Raw genomic sequence first — 17,054 nt, forward strand, 5'->3', positions numbered from 1 at the left:
TAGATTTGGTCAGCATGAAGTCCATTGGTAGATGTTATGACATCTAAATGAAAATTCCGGAAATTTAAGGTATTACTTTGCGATCCAGGCCTCTGGGTTCAATTTATTCTGGCCTCTCATAATTTCAAAGTGTAGTACCGGTCCATCTTCTTTTGATGCAACCACACCGAGTGTTTGCTTGGTTTCTACCTTATCGCCTTTGGCTACACTAACCGATTTCAGGTTCTGATAAATGGTAAAATAATCCCCATGGATTAAGGCAACGATATACGTTCCGTACAATTCTCTTACGAATAGCACCTTGCCTTCGAACACTGCTTTTACTGCAGCACCGTTCTCCGTAAGGATATTGATCCCATCATTATTGTAGCTGGCCTGGCCTTCCGTATGGGCACCAAAGCGCTCTACAATGGAATATTGAGCCACTGGCCAAGGTAAGCGCCCCCTATTGTTTTCAAAGCCCGCAGAAAGCTTTGCTGCTTCCGGAGAAGCTGTTAGGTAACTGGAATTGGTTTTTTCTTTTACCGCAGCCACTGGACGACCTTCAGCAATGGCTTTTTGATTGGCCAAACGTTCTTCTTCTTCCGCTTTTCTTCTGGCGAGTTCTATTTCTTTCTGAATGGCGTTTCTAATGGCGCGATCAATATCAGCTTGTTTTCTTTTTCTCGCTGCAAGATCCTGCTTGAATTGCTTTTCTTGTCGGCTGATCTGGTTTAACATCACCGACTGCTCAGATTTATTCTTACTCAACTTTACCTTTTCCTGCTCTTGTTCAGTCAGCAAGTTGCTTTTTTCTTTCAAATTCTTATCCAGCACACCGATCTTATATTCGATATTCTTCTGTGTACCTTGCAGGTAGTCTGCTTGTTTCTTGCGGTATTGCCCAAACTGTTGCAGGTATTTAATTCTTTTATAAGCCTGATTAAAGCCATCAGCTGCAAATACGAACATCATTTTTTCGTAGGCATTCTGATTTCTTTGTGCAAAGCGGATCATACTTGCATATTCTTTCTTCAGCTGTCCTAATTGCCCTTTTAGGGTGCGAACTTCATTGCTGTTTTCATGAATTTGATTGTCCAGATTTTTTACTTCTGAGTTGATCACTGCAATTTTGTTCTGCATCAACCTGATCTTTGCATTTACTGCTCTGATCTGACCTAAAGTCAGCCGTTTATTGCTGGAAGTCACATTTAAGTTTTTCTGCAACAATTCAATTTCCCTTTGAATGGCTTCTTTGTTCCTTTTCAATTCTGCACTGGTTTGTGCAAAAACAAGGGTGGTAACGGCTGTAAATATGATGGTTAAGAATAATTTCTGGAGCTTCATTATGTGTAATAAGTAACTAAATACCGTAGCCTGGCTAGTGTGTTAAAATAGCAACGCGATTCTAAAACTATTGAAATCGAGGCTTAAATGCAAATTGTAAGGCAAAACAATCAAAAATATCACAGTATTCCCAATTTTAGGAGAGATTATGACAAGCAATCAACTCCTAAAACTAGGCTTCCATTTGTTCCAGTTGTGATTCCAACTTAGCAAGGTATGCGCCGAACGCTTTATTGTTCATTTTTTCCGACAGGTAAATCAGGGGAACGCCTAAGAGGGCCAATCCGATAATGATGGCCAGCATTTTAGGATCAGATAGTATCGCTACAGCTTCTTTTCCTTTCGCCAGATTCGAAACCATGAACCCTACTGGTCCCATAAAAGGAATCACGAACAGTCCCCAAACCTTTTCAATTTTTAACGTTTGCTGAATGGCGCGGAGTTGTTCTGTTAGAATCGTTTTTGTGGCTTCAGCAAAGTCAAGGTCATATTTAATGGTTTTCATTTGCTTTTTTGAAAGGTAAATCCCCAGTCCATAGGCCAGAAATACTGCCAGAATCCAATACCTGACCTGTGCATCTGCAAATATAAATCCGATAAAGAACAATAAAGAGATGCCTCTTGCCCACATCAACTTCACATTTAGTCTTTTTCGAATCTGCGACAATACGCTGAGCGATTCTGTTTTGAGCTTTGCTCCAGCAATTCCTAAATTATCCGAATTTGCGACTACTTCGTTATTCATTTGATTCCATTCGTTTTGTAAGTCCATCTTATTTATGATTTAGAATTTGAATTAATTGTTGTTTAATCCGGTGTAGTTTCACCCCGGTATTTGTTTTTGAGATCCCTACCATCTCGCTGATTTCTGGATTTTCATAACCTTCCAGGTGCAGCATAATGATTCCCCTATCCAGTTCGTTCAAGGTTTTTATGGCACGATACAACTGATCTGCACGTTCTGAAAGCTCTTTAGCTGGGGCGATAGTTTCTTCAGGAAATGATTCTCGGATCTTTTCTCTTTTATCTCTTTTCGACAAATAGGTCATAGAAACATTCAGACTAACCTTATATAGCCAGGTAGAAAAGCTGGAACTCCCTTTAAAGTTTACAAAAGATTTGTAAGCCTGGAAGACAATCTCCTGGTATAGGTCCTTTCGATCTTCTTCATCTTCGACATAGAGATTGATGATCTTAAAGATAATCCCACGATTATCATTGATGTTTTTTAAGAATTCATTTTGTGGTACCATATTTCATATCGTCATTTCCCAATTAGTATTGGAAAGGCGAATAAGATTACATCAAGCGGAAAATAATTTCAGTTGCAACTTATTTTCCGCTTGGGGAAATGATTGGGGGCATTTCAAACAATGGCTATTTTGATTTTAGCAGACTATAAATTACGGTATCCAGGAACTTCCCTTCATAAAAGAAATCCTCTTTAAAATGAGCCTCTTTAACATACCCTTGCTTAATTAAAACTTTAGCAGAGGCGATGTTTTCCGGATCAATCGTTGCATAGATTGAATGTAAGCCCAGTTCTCCAAAGCCAAAATCATTCATTACAGCTAATGCTTCTCCAGCGATCCCTTTACCCCAGAATCCGGGAGCAACCATATAGCCAACCTCCGCACGGAAGTTATCAAAATCAAACTTTGGAAAGCCGATAAAACCGATCAATACATCTGGAGCTTCTTTTAAGGTAATGGCCCAACCCAGGTTTTTCTCTTTCAAAAACCCTTCATGAATTTCATCGATCAAAGCATAGACCTCTTCTATATTTGCTGGTCTTGGCCTCGGCACGTATTTCATTACCTCTTCATTGGTCCTCAATTTAAACACTGCGTGCGCATCTTCTACCGTTTGTTCGCGAAGTATCAGTCGCTCGGACTCCAAAACTGGAGGTCTTTCAAAGCTAAAATTCTTAAATTCATTCATCATTTGATCTGCTTGATATCTAGTCACAATATAACAGTTTTCATCGATTTCAAGATTCTGGAATTTCATTCTATACTAGTTTCATAGAATTAATAGCGTTTCTAATGGCCTGAAACCTTATCTTTGTCAAAAATACCTCCGGGCAATGATTGAATTAAGAAATATAACGAAGACATTTTTCCAGAAGACGAGAGCGATCACTGCCCTATCCGGAGTTTCCTTAAAGGTACCTGAAGGTAAAATCTTCGGGGTAATCGGGAGTTCAGGTGCAGGAAAAAGCACGCTGATCCGCTGCGTAAATCTATTGGAGAAACCGACTTCAGGAGAAGTGATTGTTGATGGTCAAAACCTGATGGCTCTTTCTCCGAAAGAACTGGCAAAAGCCAGAAGACATATAGGAATGATTTTCCAGCATTTCAATTTACTATCCTCACGCACCGTTTTTGAGAATGTTGCCTTTTCTTTAGAGCTAGACCATACTCCAAAAGCAGAGATTGAGAAAAGAGTAACGGAATTGCTTGCTTTGGTGGGCTTAAATGAAAAGCACCATGACTATCCGGTGAATTTATCCGGAGGTCAGAAACAACGTGTGGCGATTGCAAGAACATTGGCCAGTAATCCTAAGGTATTGCTTTGTGATGAGGCTACCAGTGCTTTAGACCCTGCCACCACCAAATCTATCCTGGCTTTGCTGAAGGACATCAACAAGCGTTTGAACATTACTATCCTACTCATTACTCATGAAATGGAGGTTGTAAAAGACATTTGTGATGAAGTTGCGGTGATCAGTGAAGGTCAATTGATTGAACAGGGCGCGGTGAGTGAGATTTTTTCTCATCCAAAGACTGAGCTGGCAAAGGCATTTATTGCTTCTGCATTAAGCCTTGATATCCCCGCAGACTATAAAGAGCGATTGGTTGCTGCTCCTGCAGACAACAAGCGCCCATTATTGAAACTTGAATTTACCGGACAATCAGTAGACGACCCTGTGTTATCAGAGGTAGCGCGTCTTTTCCAGATTGATAGTAATGTGATCAGTGCAAGAATGGATTATGCCGGTGGCATTAAATTTGGCGTGATGCTGATTGAAGTCTTCGGTACACAGGAAAACAGCCTTCAGGCGATAGAATTTTATAAAAGTAAGAACATTAAAGTGGAGGTAATTGGTTATGTCTGATGCAATGATTTTGCTCCTTGCTAAAGGAGCCTGGGAAACGATCGTCATGACTTTTGTTTCCGGATTTTTCGGTTTTTTAATAGGCTTACCTACGGGTGTACTCTTATTTATGACCAGAAAAGGCCAGGTTTTAGAACATAAAACTTTTAACCATACCATTTCCATCATCGTTAATATCTTTCGTTCCATTCCTTTCATCATTTTGATTGTTTGGATGATCCCTTTCACCAGAGCATTGGTAGGTACTTCTATTGGTGTTGAAGCGGCAATTGTACCCTTGAGTATCGGTGCAGCTCCTTTTATCGCAAGATTGATTGAGAACAGCCTGATTGAAGTTCCTGGTGGATTAGTAGAGGCTGCAAGAGCTATGGGTGCCACTCCTTTCCAGATCGTATATAAGGTATTGTTACCAGAAGCCCTTCCTTCCATCCTCAACAGTGCATCAGTTACCTTGATCACATTGGTTGGTTATTCGGCAATGGGTGGTGCCGTTGGTGCCGGCGGACTGGGCCAGATTGGTTATCAATATGGTTATGTAGGCTATGATGTATTTGTAATGAATACTGTTCTTATCCTGTTAATTGCATTGGTATTTATCATCCAGTTTCTGGGTGACTTTATCGCTAAAAGAGTAGACCACAGGTAGTCCTTCCGGGAAGCCGGATCAAAAGGAAATCACCTATCAAATATGAAAAACAAATGAATACAAAAAACATCAAATTTATCGCGGCAATAGCCATTCTAACAAGTTCAGTAGCCCTATTCAGCTGTGGCCGTTCCGCAAAAAACACGGATCCAAATTACATCCAGGTTGGCGTAGAGTCCGGTCCTGAGTATAGCCTGGCGGAAGCAGCGAAGAAAGTTGCTAAAGAAAAATACGGTTTAGAAGTTGATCTGGTACAGTTTAATGATTACGTGATGCCTAATGAGGCGCTTCAACAGGGAGACATTGATGTGAATGTATTCCAGAACAAGCCTTATCTGGATGTACAAACCAAGCAACGTGGTTATAAATTTGCGATCGTAGGAAATACTTTTGTTTACCCACTTGCTGGTTATTCAAAAAAGATCAAATCTTTATCAGAACTTAAGGACGAAAGCACTGTAATTATCCCTAATGATGCCACTAACGGTGGAAGAGCCTTGTTGTTAATGGCGAAATTCGGATTGATCCAATTAAAAGAGGGCGTGGGCTTATTGCCTACCGTGAATGACATTACGGGCAACCCAAAAAAGCTTAAAATTCTGGAATTAGAGGCGCCACAATTACCAAGAGCATTAGATGACCAAAATGTAACGATCGCGATCATCAACAATACTTTTGCTGCTCCTATAGGCTTAAGTCCAGAAAAAGACGGATTGTTTGTGGAAGCAAAAGACTCGCCTTATGTCAATTCTATTGTTGCCAGAGAAGACAACAAAAATGACGAGAAAGTATTGAAATTTGTGAAAGCTTACCAAAGTGAAGAAGTAGAAAAAGCTGCAAAAGAAGCCTTTAAAGGCGGTGCCATTAAAGGTTGGTAGCTAAAAAAAATTATAATCAATTGCCCCCAAAAAGTTAATCACTTTTTGGGGGCTTTTTTTTGCAGCCTGATTGGGCTTCAGACAAAAAAATCACATTTGTTTAATAAAACTAAACATCATAACATATATATTTAACTTTCGAATGCGATTAACCATAACAAACCACACAAATGAAAAAATCAATTATTGCCTTTTGCTTGCTTTGCGCTGGATTAGGTGTCAATGCACAACTGAAAAATGTAAAACATGTGATTCTGATTGGCTGCGATGGACTGGGTGCCTATGCCATTCCTGATGCACAAATGCCACATCTTAAAAAGTTAATGACAACCGGTGCATCTAGTCTTGTTGCTAGATCTGTGCTTCCATCTTCCAGTGCCGTAAACTGGGCATCTATGTTGATGGGCGCCGGACCGACAGAACATGGGTATACGGAATGGGGAAGTAAAACACCTGAAATTCCTTCTGTTACTACTACAAAGTATGGCATTTTCCCTTCTATTTTTAGCGTGATCAGGGATCAGAAACCAAATGCGAAAACTGCTGTCATTTACAGCTGGCCGGGAATAGGACCATTGGTAGAAAAAGATGCCATTAGCATCGTGGTTCCGGGAAATGACAAAGATGATTTCTGCGCAGATACCACAGCAAGTATTATCAAAAGAGAAAAACCATACTTCACTTTCGTTCATTTTGATGAGCCAGACCATACTGGCCATGAGATTGGTCACCGCACTCCGGCGTATTACGAGCAATTGAAAAAAGTGGATGAAAGAATCGGAAAAATCGTGCAAGCGGTTAAAGATGCAGGGATTGAGAAAGAAACCATCATTATTGTTTCGGCAGACCATGGTGGTACCGGTAAAGGACATGGTGGAAAAACACTGGATGAAGTACAAATACCATGGGTAATCAATGGTGTTGGTGTAAAGAAAAACCACCAGATCAAAGATGTGATCATCACTTATGATACCGCAGCGACACTGGCCTGGATTATGGGGCTAAAAATCCCTCAAAGCTGGAGAGGTAAAGCCGTTAGTGATAGTTTCAGCAAGTAAGCACGATGCCTGAAGCGATCGCTTATAAATAAAAAGGAGCAGGCTAAATACAATGCCCCCAAAATTTAGACATTTTGGGGGCATTGTAATGAGTAGATTAAGGATGGCTTTTCAATTAATTCTCTACCGCATTCGTTCGCTTCTTCTCCTCGTCGGCCCCCTTGCCTGTGGCTCTGCTTCTTATTGTTCCACCGAAATTGTAAGTAAACGACAGCCTTCCAATTCTGGTTTCCAGCTTATTCTCCCATACCTGATTAATCACAGCAGAATTTTGCGTGTAGCGAGACTTATAGGTTTCAAAGATATCGGTGACATTAAAAGCCAGTGTACCTTTGTTTTTAAACAGCTTCTGACTGACACCTGCGGTAAAAACAAAAGATGGATCATTGATGATGTTGCGTTCCTGAAATTTCCCGGTATAGCGCAACAAAAACAATAAAGAGAACTTCTTCGTTAGGGAAAAAGCCTGATAAACATTACCCGCAAAGCCTGGAATTCCGGTACTGTGCAAAGCATATCCATTAAAATCGCTTTTGTAAGTTCGCTGATTATAACTCAGCACAGCTGAATTGTACCACCATGGATTGATTTGCTTATTGTAAGCCACATGAGAAGAAAAATATTGAGTATACCTGTTGTTCTCAGGTCTGGTACTGATAATTCCAGTCTGATCAAACTTCGTAGAAAATGAGGTAAAATCATTTTCAGTGTAGGCATAAGTTATCGTTGCGAACAATGCATTTTTGAGACTATAGGTTAGCGATGTGTTGTAAACGATTCCTGGTTTCAAATCTGGATTTCCCTGCAGGTAATTGTTGGCATCTAAAATTCTAATTAAAGGATTAAGATTCTCATAGGTAGGCCTGTTGATGTTCTTATTAAAAGTCAGGTTTAAGCCATTATGCGCATTTATTTTATAGTCAATATATAGGGAAGGGAACAATTGAAAATAATGACTGCTGCTCCGTTGAGCAATTTCCAATTGTCTACCTTTACCTATCGTATGTTCCCCACGAAGCCCTATTTGATAGGAAAAACGCTTCCCATCTTTGCTAAAAGTAGCATAGATGGCGTTGATCATCTCCCTGTACTTAAAATGATCATTTTGTGTAGGATCCAATACCAGCAATCCATTCCTATCTTTAAAAAGCAAGTTTTCATTATCAGACCTGACGAAGCTTGTTTTCCCTCCTACTTCCATCCTACTCTTTGCTCCTAAAGGTTGAGCATAATCCACTTTGGCTGCATAGACCTTGTATTTCCGTCCCTGATCAAGAAAAGTCTTCCCGGCATTCAGTGACATGCCAGCGTCAGCACTGTTCAAATGAGTATTATCATTACCCGTCTGACTATCGTAATCAAAGAAATCCAGGTCTGCAGTTAGCTCCTTTCCCAGGGTATCAATTTGCCTTATAAAATGGACGCTATAAGAAGAATTCAGTGTTTTTGCTTTAACCAGGTTTAAAAACTGGTCCTTCTCCGCAGGTATTTGATCAGTGATTAAAGAAACAGAGTTTGCATCTTTATGAAAGCGTTGTATATTTTGGACGGTAGTAAAAGAGAGTGTTGTTTTCTTGGAAAGGTATAAATCAAGTCCAAGTGTGGGGGTATAAATCCGCGTATTCCTAATACTTTTAATATCAGATCCACTTTGTGTCATTAATTGGCCATTGCTGTCAAAGAAATCATTCCTGACTTTAGTATCAAAATAATACTTATTGTGGTTGTAATTCGTATTCAACAAAACATTAAAGCCTTCGCCTTTATAATTCAGGTTCAATCCTGCTACCTGCTTACCATAGGTTCCTTGTCCGATGTTGGCAAATACATTTCCATTCAACCCTCCTTTATAGTTTCTTTTTCTAATGATATTGATGATTCCTCCTCCAGCAACGGCATCGTACTTAGCTGATGGATTGGCAATCAGCTCTATCTTTTGAATACTTGCTGGCGACATCCCCTTGAGAAGGCCTGCAAGTGCAACTGAGGTTAAGGGAGTTGCTTTTCCATCAATATAAATTTGAATGGCTCTACCATTCAGGCTAATCTGATCATCAACCGGGTTGACCTGTACTCCTGGGAGCTTATCCATCAGTTCCAGTATAGAGGGACTAGATTGAAAATGCTGGTCAAGATTGACAATGATTTTATCTGCTCTTCTTTCTATCAGGGGAATCCGCCCAGTAATGGTAACGCCGCTAAGCGCTTTTGAAGATGGAAATAATTGGATCCTCCCGATATCCATCAAATTGCTGTTTCGATCAATAATGATATTTTCTCTTTTGAAATCTCCATAGCCCATGACTTTAATTTCCAGGAAATACCTTCCCTCTTTTACTGCAGCAAAAGAGAAAGCTCCCTCCTCCGTAGCTACCTGACTCTTGTAAATGATGGTATCTTTTTCTTGTTTAAGAAAGATGGAGGCAAAGGCTAAAGTCATTTTGTTTTCATCTATCACAATGCCTTTAATTGTGCCTGAAACATTGTTTTGAGCAGATGAAGAAAGATGAGCTGCCATTAAAAACAAAACAGCTAAACTGCGAATAGTGGTTTTTAAAGAGTAGAGCATAAGCGTAAATAATAAGGTTTATAACACAAGTATACACCTAAGTATTTAGTTGCGCAACTAATCAATTAGTTTTATTACTAATAAATTAGTTGAAGGTCAAAAAACCTGTTTCCCAGGGAAGAATTATTTTTTAAGTTTAAAATTCACACCTATATCATACCTGATTCTAACAGGAATACCGTTTTCATTTCCAGGAATCCATTTCGGCGAATTACTGATCAGCCGTATTGCTTCCTGGTCTAAACCAGGACTAACTCCTTTTTTCACCTCGGCGTCAATTAAGTTCCCATCTTTATCAATGATAAAAGTAACCATCACTTTCCCCTCGGTTCTATTTTTTAGATCAATTGCCGGATATTTAGTTGCTGTTTTAAGATAAGCTACAAATTTCGCTAGTCCCCCTGGAAAGACTGCATCAAAAGTCCGCGTTGCTTTAGTCCCTTTAATTGCAGAAGAGCACAATAGCAATGTGGACAGCAACGGAACAATCCAGAGGTATTTCCATAAAGATTGCTTAGCTGATCTTTCTCTTTGCAACATGAGTATTCTCTTTTTAACTTCCGAATGGCGAATAAAGGAGTTGCTTAATTCCGGAATTACACCCATCCCTCTACTGAGCAGTAGCAACGCATATTTTTTCTTACTGCCTGCAAATCTTGCTGCAGCCTCATCAGCCAGGTATTCATGGATAGTTTTAATGTTTAACTTATATAGATAAATCACGGGATTAAACCAGACAATTATTCCGGCAATCTCCATTAATAAAATATCCAGGCTATGAAGTTGTTGAACATGAATCTCTTCATGCCGGTTAATGGTTTCAAAATCGGCGAGGTTTGGATCCACCCGCTTAAATCTAAAAAATGAAAATGCAATTCCCTGTTGAGGATTGCGAATTCGACTCCGCAGGTGCCATAATTTGTAAAACAAGAACAATACAGCGATGCCTAGCCCAGAAAAATACGCGATATAAAGTAGTTGTATCCAGTCGAAATTTGTATTTGCCACAACAGTACCTTCCACTAAGATATCCCCGATTTTTAGTTGTAGCTCTTTACTAGCGGAACTCTTGCTTAACCATTCAAAGCGCAGAATTGGAAGCACAAATGAAAAACAAACGGCCACAAGCAAGTATACCCGGTTCCATGTAAAAAAGGTTTCCTTGTGAAGGAATAGTCTATAAAAAAAATAGAAAACAAGAAGACATAAGTTGGCCTGAAGAAGGAAGCTGATTAAAGTCATACACTAATCCTTTATTTTGTCTATAATTCTTAAAATCTCGTCTGCTTCTTTTAGGTTCATATTTTTCTCTTTTACAAAAAAAGAAAACATGTCCTGGATAGAATTCTCAAAATAATCTGTCAGTAGTTTCTGTGCCTGATGACGAGTATAATCGACCTTACTGATGAGCGGATAATACCGATGAGTTCTTCCAAACGCTTCATAACCGATAAAACCTTTTGCTTCCAGAATTCTAATAATGGTAGATGTGGTATTGTAGGCCGGCTTAGGCGCTGGCAATTCCGCAATCAGTTCTTTTACAAACGCTTTGTCCAGCTTCCATAATAATTGCATGAGTTGCTCTTCTGCCTTGGTCAGGTCTTTAATTTCCATTTTGCTGAATTAGTCAGCATTAAAGTTATAAAAATTCTTTAGGAGCAGCAATGATTAGAATTTATGGTCAGCCTTTTCCAGAAAATCTGCGTAAAAATCAGGAACCGGGCTATTCCGAATCCCAATGATGGTTTCCCTGATGGGATAATCTATTTCTCGAATAACAGGTTTTAATCGATCTATTCCGACAGCCTCCGTCGCATTTAGGATTTCCAATTGCAGGTAGCAGGCCTTAGCGCCTTTTTCTTTTGAGCGCCCCACTGATCCTGCATTGATCAGTACTTTCGTCCTCTGATGAGCAGATTCCGGCAAATAACGTATAAAAGAAAGGTGGGTATGTCCTGAAATGATGGCATCTACTTCTGCTTTCCTAAACATTTCTGAGATCCGATCTTCTTCGGCATCTTCATAAATATACTCCTCATTGCTATCCGGGCTTCCGTGAACCAATAAGATACTCAGCCCATCAAATTCGATTTTCAATGTGGCCGGCAGCGTCGAAAGGAATGCTTTATTCGCCTCCGTTATCGTCTGTTTGGTATAATTGATCGCTTCTAAGCGGGCTTGTTGTTCTGACAAACTGTGTTTATCCAATGTATAAACGGGGAGATCAAAAGCGATGCGTTCATCGTGGTTTCCCATGATGGTAGGGATGTTCCTTATTTTTATCAGCTCAATCACCTCATTGTGCCATGGTGCGGCATCTGTCAAATCCCCCAAACAATAAATTTGATCTGGATGGAAGGTGTCGATGTCAGTTAACACTGCTTTTACTGCGGGTAGATTGGCATGAAGATCAGTAATGATCGCTAGTTTCATTTGAGGTTCAGTAGATTTCAACAAAGATGGTATTTGTAACGACACCAAAATTGTACTATACAAGGAAAAGATGGTAAAAAGCGATTAACCAGGTTCTGAATCCTGCTCATTACGAATCTTATGGACGAATCCCGCAAGTTCCCTAGTATAATTGTCCAGCATAATTGCGGATTCCTTGATTCCCTCGATCATAATTTTCAGGTCTTCCGCAGAATTCCCTGAATAATCAAACAGTTCAGAAAGGCCTAGAATTTTCACTACGGGTTGTCGAAGTTCATGAGAGATCTTAAACAGCATTTCTTCCATTGCATTGACCTGATCTTCTCTATCTTTTTCTTCTTTTTCTTTTCGTTCTGAAATTAGTGTTCTAAGAGAAAGGTATTGTACCGGTTTACCATCGAGATCTTTGATGGGAACAATCACGCTATCGACCCAATAATAGGATCCATCTTTGGCTTGGTTTTTAATTTCCCCATGCCATACCTCTCCTCTTCCAATAGTCTTCCACATTTCTTTAAGGAATTCTTTAGGATGAAAACCGGAATTGATAATGCGATGATTTTGTCCTAACAGCTCTTTTCTGCTAAATTTCGACACCTCACAAAACCGTTTATTTACATGAATAATGGTCCCCCTTACATCTGTAATAGAGGAAATTATACTTGTATCTACTGCTTGCTGATAAGCCATCAATAGTGGAATCAATCGTTCCTGAGAACCGTCCACCAAACACACCTCATCCTTCTTTGCTATTCCCATAAGCGCTCAAATTTACAATTTAGCCAACTTTTCCCGGCAATAAAAAGTAAATTAAGAACACTGAGTTAATTTTTATCCACCTTAAAGCACATTATGACTTTCAGGAGGGAACACCAATAAGGGAAGTTTTACATGAACAGCGAGCTTTTGAGTATGACTACCTTCAAATAATCTTTTGATAAAAGTATATCTGCGGTGAACCATGGCCAGCATATCCAGATCTACATGATCGGTTAACCAGGTTAAGCCTTCGTCAATTCCCATATCCTTAACATGGCGATAATAGACCTTATGATAATGCACTTTACAAGTGATGTCATTTAAAAATGCATCGACTTTCTTTTGATGAACTTCTGGGTCAAAATCATCTGGAGTAATGTGTACAATTAGAATTTCCGCATTAAAAGGACGGGCAAAGAGCGCCAGGGAATGAATCAATTCCAGATCTCCGTCACTTAGATCTGTCGCAAATGCGATTCTCTTTATAGGTTTGAAATTCGTTCCTGGTGGAATCAGCAAGACGGGGAAATTAGCATGATCGATTAAATCCCGACTGGTACTTCCCAGAAAAAACCGGTTTATACTACCTACCCCGGAAGTCCCCATTACGACCAGGTTAATTTTTTCCTTTTCAGCCAGCATATTCAACACTTCTGTTACGGTACCTACTTCCGCCAGGACTTCTATTGGCGGACATTCTTGTGCAGTAGTACCGCTGGCTTTGGCTTGCTGTTTCAACTTTTCAGAAAGTTTCTTTAGCTCATTAGTGGCATCCGTTCTCAGCGTACCTAAATCCATCAATGGCCAGGCTACTTGTGGCGACATGGTTGCCGCTGCCGGCAGCATAACGGCATTACACAATTTAAGGCTGGCTTTCATGCTTTTTCCAAGTTCCAAAGCGTATAGCGCGGCATGGTCTGCATTAGGAGAAAAATCGGTGGGAATCAGAATAGTTTTCATCGGACTTTGTTTAATTGATCTATAACTAAGGTCAACAATCCTTAATTAAGGAAACATGATATCTATCATATTAAACACTGATTATGAGCCTATTTGTTTTAAAAAAAAATACCCTGGCCCCTTTTAGCTGTTTAAAGCTAATTGGAGACAGGATATTTTTTCATTGAAAAAAATCAGCAGCGTTTTCTATGATTAGAAAACCGGTTCTGCAGCAACCTGAAAATCTTCATCTCTCAGGTGTACTACTTCCATACTTTTTTCATAGTTTGTTGATTTCTTTGAGAAGAAATCATGTTGTGTCGTTTCACCGTTTAAGCCATTCAGGACAATTGAATTTACGGATTTCACTTCGAAAAGCTCTTCAAAGCCCAGGTTCATCATTGCTTTATTGGCATTGTACCTGACATATTCTTTTACATCAGCTGTTAAACCAACTTCTGTATACAATTCATCCGTATACTTCAATTCGTTTTCATAAAGCTCCATCAAAAGATCGATCAGCTCTTGCTTGCTTTTTTCCGGATCAGGTAATTTCTTATAAAGATCCTGAGCCAGTAAGCCTACAAATACGCCGTGAATGGATTCATCGGCTACAATTTTTTTAATGATATCTGCACTGGCAACCATTTGTCCTTGTCCTGCTAACCATAATGGCATAAAGAAACCACTGTAGAACAAGAAAGATTCCAGTAGAACAGAGGCAGCAAGTCCCATAAACAAGGTTTCATCGCTTACTTTCTGTGCATCCAGGTTTCTATAATACTTGTCGATGGTAGCTGCTTTATATTGCAGGAGTTTATTATTTTCTACCCATTCGAACAGTTCATTGATCTCCGCAGTGCTATTTACCGTCGTAAAAATGGTTGAATAAGACTTGGCGTGAATCGCTTCCATCATACACATAAACGACAATACTGCTTTATTTTGCAGGCCATCGATATGGTCTAACAATTTAGGCATTCCGGTATGGCTTTGCAGGGTATCCAATAAAGTAAGGCCACCCAATGCTTTTTTATAAGCTTCCTGGATTTCGGGACTCAAAGACTTCCAGCTGTCAATATCTTTTGAAGGAATATATTCAGTATCCACCCAAAACTGACGAAGATTTTGCTCCCAGAACATTCCTGCGTAATCATTTTCAGGTGTATTCCAGTTTACTGCTTTATATGAACTCATTTATATAATTTAATAAGGTAATTAATTACTGCCTGGGATTAAACCGAGCAGGATACACATTCATCAATGGAAGCTTTACGCGTCCGGGTATAATACAGGGATTTCAGACCCATTTTATGCGCATAGATATAGTATTTAGCGATATCACGCGTGCTGTCTTTCGTATTGGTATGTAAAATCGTGGAGATTCCCTGATCCACATGCTTTTGAATTACAGATATCAGGCGCAATACATTCTTCTGATCCATATCATAGGCAGACTTATAGAAGAAATAGTTGTCGTTGTCCAGGTATGGCATTGGGTAGTAAGTAGTACTATCACCATACTCTCTTACTTCGATCACATCTACTACCGGCATCACAGAAGCGGTTGCATTCATGATGTAAGAAGTAGATTGGTTCGGAGCAATAGCCAGACGATACGCATGGTAAAGACCATGGGTTTTCACTTCATTCATCAATTCAGTCCAATCTGCTACTGTAGGAATTGCCATTCCTTCGAATAAACCAGCAATTTTATCACTTACCGGAGCAATGTCCTTAATCAGGTAAGGTTGGAAATAATTCCCATTTGCATATTCTGATTGCTCAAATCCTACAAAAGTTTCCTTTTTCTCTCTTGCGATTTCCATGGAACTTTGAATAGAATAGAAATTAACCATCATAAAGAACACATTACAGAAATCCAGTGCGGCAGCACTTTCATACATGATAAAGTTTTTAGTCAGGAAGCCATGTAGGTTCATCGCGCCCAGGCCTACACTATGCAATTCTTTATTTGCTTTCTGTACAGAAGGCACCATTGCGATATTGGTTAGATCGGAAACCACCGTTAAAGAGCGCATTGCCGTAGACACTGCTTCTTTTACCCTTTTGTTTTCCATTACTGTAGCAATGTTCAAAGAGCCCAGGTTACAGGAAATTCCGTAACGGATGGTATCTTCTTTACCATAGATCTCGATATCTGAAACCTCAGAGATCTGCATGATTTCTGTACAAAGGTTAGAGAATTTCACGTTTCCAAGTTCTTTTAAAGCGTGTCCTCTATTGGCATTTCCTTTGAAAAACAAATATGGGTAACCACTCTCTTTTTGAGTTTGAGCAATTTTCACCATCAAATGACGGGCATTGATCTTTTTCTTTTTCACTAAAGGATTGGTCACCAGATCCTCATACATCTCATTCATATCCAATTCATCCAGATATTTACCGTATTGTTTAAATACAGTATGTGGGTAGAACAGGTAACAAGCTTCATCGTTTTCTGCAAGCTCCATGAACTTATCAGGAACGATCACGCCAATAGAAAGAGATTTAATGCGGACTTTCTCATCCACATTGATCTTTTTACAGTCTAAAAACTCTTCAATATCAGTGTGGAAGATGTTTAAGTATACCGCTCCGGCACCGGGACGTTGCCCCAATTGGTTTGCATAAGAGAAAGTATCTTCCAGAATTTTCATAATTGGCAATACTCCACCTGCACGTCCTTCCACGTCTTTGATGGACTCTCCTCTTGCACGCACTTTAGAGATGTTAAAAGAAACACCTCCACCGATAGAAGAAAGTTTCATTGCGGAATCAATTGCGTAACCAATTCCATTCAGGTTATCACCGATTTCGTCTAAAAAGCAGGAAACTAATTCACCAGAGCGTTTTTTTCCTGAGTTTAAGAAGGTTGGTGTTGCAGGCTGGTACTCCTGATTGATCAGCAGTTCTGCATATTGTTTGGCTTGAGGCACATCGCCTCTGGCCAGGAATAAAGAAACCGCTACTACGCGATCTTCATAGCGTTCCAGGAACTTCTCTCCGCTATCGTCTCTAAGTGCATAACTTTGAAAAAATTTGAAAGCACTCATGAAGGACTGGAACCTGAATTTCTTCGCATAAACCAGGTCATATACTTCTTCCATTTGTTCAAAAGTATACCATTGATAGAAATCAATATAATACTCCTGTTCAATCAGGTAATCAATTTTCTCTTTTAGCGTATAAAAGAAAACCGTGTTTTTATTTACATAGTCCAAAAAGTAAGAACGAACTGCTTCCTTATCTTTGCTAAGGCTGAATTCGTCATCTTTTTTAACCATGATCTCGTTGTTCAACAAGATCCATTTTTTAGTCACCATAT

16 protein-coding genes are annotated in these 17,054 nt (G+C 39.6%); 4 read left to right on the forward strand and 12 right to left on the reverse strand.

Annotation, left to right across the window (positions count from 1 at the left end):
* Positions 1–72: 72 nt before the first annotated feature.
* The 4 genes from R2S10_RS17815 to R2S10_RS17830 form a co-directional block, all read right to left on the reverse strand.
* Complete coding sequence (locus R2S10_RS17815) at positions 73–1,326, reverse strand: murein hydrolase activator EnvC family protein (protein ID WP_316841761.1); 1,254 nt, start codon at positions 1,324–1,326, stop codon at positions 73–75.
* Between the two features lie 172 nt (positions 1,327–1,498).
* On the reverse strand, positions 1,499–2,098 hold the full coding sequence (locus tag R2S10_RS17820; RefSeq protein ID WP_316841762.1) for a hypothetical protein: 600 nt from the start codon (positions 2,096–2,098) through the stop codon (positions 1,499–1,501).
* 1 nt (position 2,099) lies between these two features.
* Positions 2,100–2,579, reverse strand: coding sequence for a sigma-70 family RNA polymerase sigma factor (locus R2S10_RS17825; RefSeq protein WP_316841763.1), 480 nt, complete (start codon positions 2,577–2,579; stop codon positions 2,100–2,102).
* A gap of 124 nt (positions 2,580–2,703) precedes the next feature.
* The gene (locus tag R2S10_RS17830) at positions 2,704–3,294 is read right to left on the reverse strand and encodes a GNAT family N-acetyltransferase (protein ID WP_316841764.1); all 591 of its coding nucleotides are present in this window, start codon (positions 3,292–3,294) and stop codon (positions 2,704–2,706) included.
* Between the two features lie 118 nt (positions 3,295–3,412).
* Here R2S10_RS17830 and metN point away from each other — a divergent pair, with 118 nt between their 5' ends.
* From metN to R2S10_RS17850, 4 genes are all read left to right on the forward strand, one after another.
* Positions 3,413–4,444, forward strand: coding sequence for a methionine ABC transporter ATP-binding protein MetN (gene metN / locus R2S10_RS17835; protein WP_316841765.1), 1,032 nt, complete (start codon positions 3,413–3,415; stop codon positions 4,442–4,444).
* Entirely contained in the window at positions 4,437–5,090 is a 654-nt protein-coding gene (gene metI, locus R2S10_RS17840; protein ID WP_316841766.1) for a methionine ABC transporter permease MetI, read from the forward strand. Before metN ends, metI begins: the two co-directional genes overlap by 8 nt.
* Positions 5,091–5,143: 53 nt before the next feature.
* Positions 5,144–5,968 (forward strand): methionine ABC transporter substrate-binding lipoprotein MetQ, encoded by an 825-nt coding sequence (gene metQ / locus R2S10_RS17845; protein ID WP_316841767.1) that lies wholly within the window; start codon positions 5,144–5,146, stop codon positions 5,966–5,968.
* A gap of 170 nt (positions 5,969–6,138) precedes the next feature.
* Positions 6,139–7,026: an alkaline phosphatase gene (locus R2S10_RS17850; protein ID WP_316841768.1), complete on the forward strand. Its 888-nt coding sequence runs from the start codon at positions 6,139–6,141 to the stop codon at positions 7,024–7,026.
* Between the two features lie 115 nt (positions 7,027–7,141).
* On the opposite strand, the gene R2S10_RS17855 is transcribed toward R2S10_RS17850, so the two are convergent.
* From R2S10_RS17855 to nrdE, 8 genes are all read right to left on the reverse strand, one after another.
* Positions 7,142–9,595 (reverse strand): outer membrane beta-barrel protein, encoded by a 2,454-nt coding sequence (locus R2S10_RS17855; RefSeq protein WP_316841769.1) that lies wholly within the window; start codon positions 9,593–9,595, stop codon positions 7,142–7,144.
* A 123-nt stretch (positions 9,596–9,718) separates the two neighbouring features.
* Positions 9,719–10,699 (reverse strand): M56 family metallopeptidase, encoded by a 981-nt coding sequence (locus tag R2S10_RS17860; protein WP_316841770.1) that lies wholly within the window; start codon positions 10,697–10,699, stop codon positions 9,719–9,721.
* Between the two features lie 141 nt (positions 10,700–10,840).
* A complete protein-coding gene (locus R2S10_RS17865) occupies positions 10,841–11,209 on the reverse strand; it encodes a BlaI/MecI/CopY family transcriptional regulator (RefSeq protein WP_316841771.1) in 369 nt (122 codons plus the stop codon).
* Positions 11,210–11,263: 54 nt separating this feature from the next.
* Positions 11,264–12,049 (reverse strand): metallophosphoesterase family protein, encoded by a 786-nt coding sequence (locus R2S10_RS17870; RefSeq protein ID WP_316841772.1) that lies wholly within the window; start codon positions 12,047–12,049, stop codon positions 11,264–11,266.
* 63 nt (positions 12,050–12,112) lie between these two features.
* Positions 12,113–12,787 carry a PAS domain S-box protein gene (locus R2S10_RS17875; protein ID WP_316841773.1) on the reverse strand — a complete coding sequence of 225 codons (675 nt, stop codon included), beginning with the start codon at positions 12,785–12,787 and terminating at the stop codon, positions 12,113–12,115.
* Positions 12,788–12,868: 81 nt separating this feature from the next.
* Entirely contained in the window at positions 12,869–13,747 is an 879-nt protein-coding gene (locus tag R2S10_RS17880; protein WP_316841774.1) for a universal stress protein, read from the reverse strand.
* A gap of 192 nt (positions 13,748–13,939) precedes the next feature.
* Positions 13,940–14,923, reverse strand: coding sequence for a class 1b ribonucleoside-diphosphate reductase subunit beta (gene nrdF / locus R2S10_RS17885; RefSeq protein WP_316841775.1), 984 nt, complete (start codon positions 14,921–14,923; stop codon positions 13,940–13,942).
* A 38-nt stretch (positions 14,924–14,961) separates the two neighbouring features.
* Complete coding sequence (gene nrdE / locus R2S10_RS17890) at positions 14,962–17,052, reverse strand: class 1b ribonucleoside-diphosphate reductase subunit alpha (RefSeq protein WP_316841776.1); 2,091 nt, start codon at positions 17,050–17,052, stop codon at positions 14,962–14,964.
* Positions 17,053–17,054 lie beyond the last annotated feature (2 nt).

Source organism: Pedobacter gandavensis, from assembly GCF_032678745.1.
Classification (GTDB): domain Bacteria; phylum Bacteroidota; class Bacteroidia; order Sphingobacteriales; family Sphingobacteriaceae; genus Pedobacter; species Pedobacter gandavensis_C.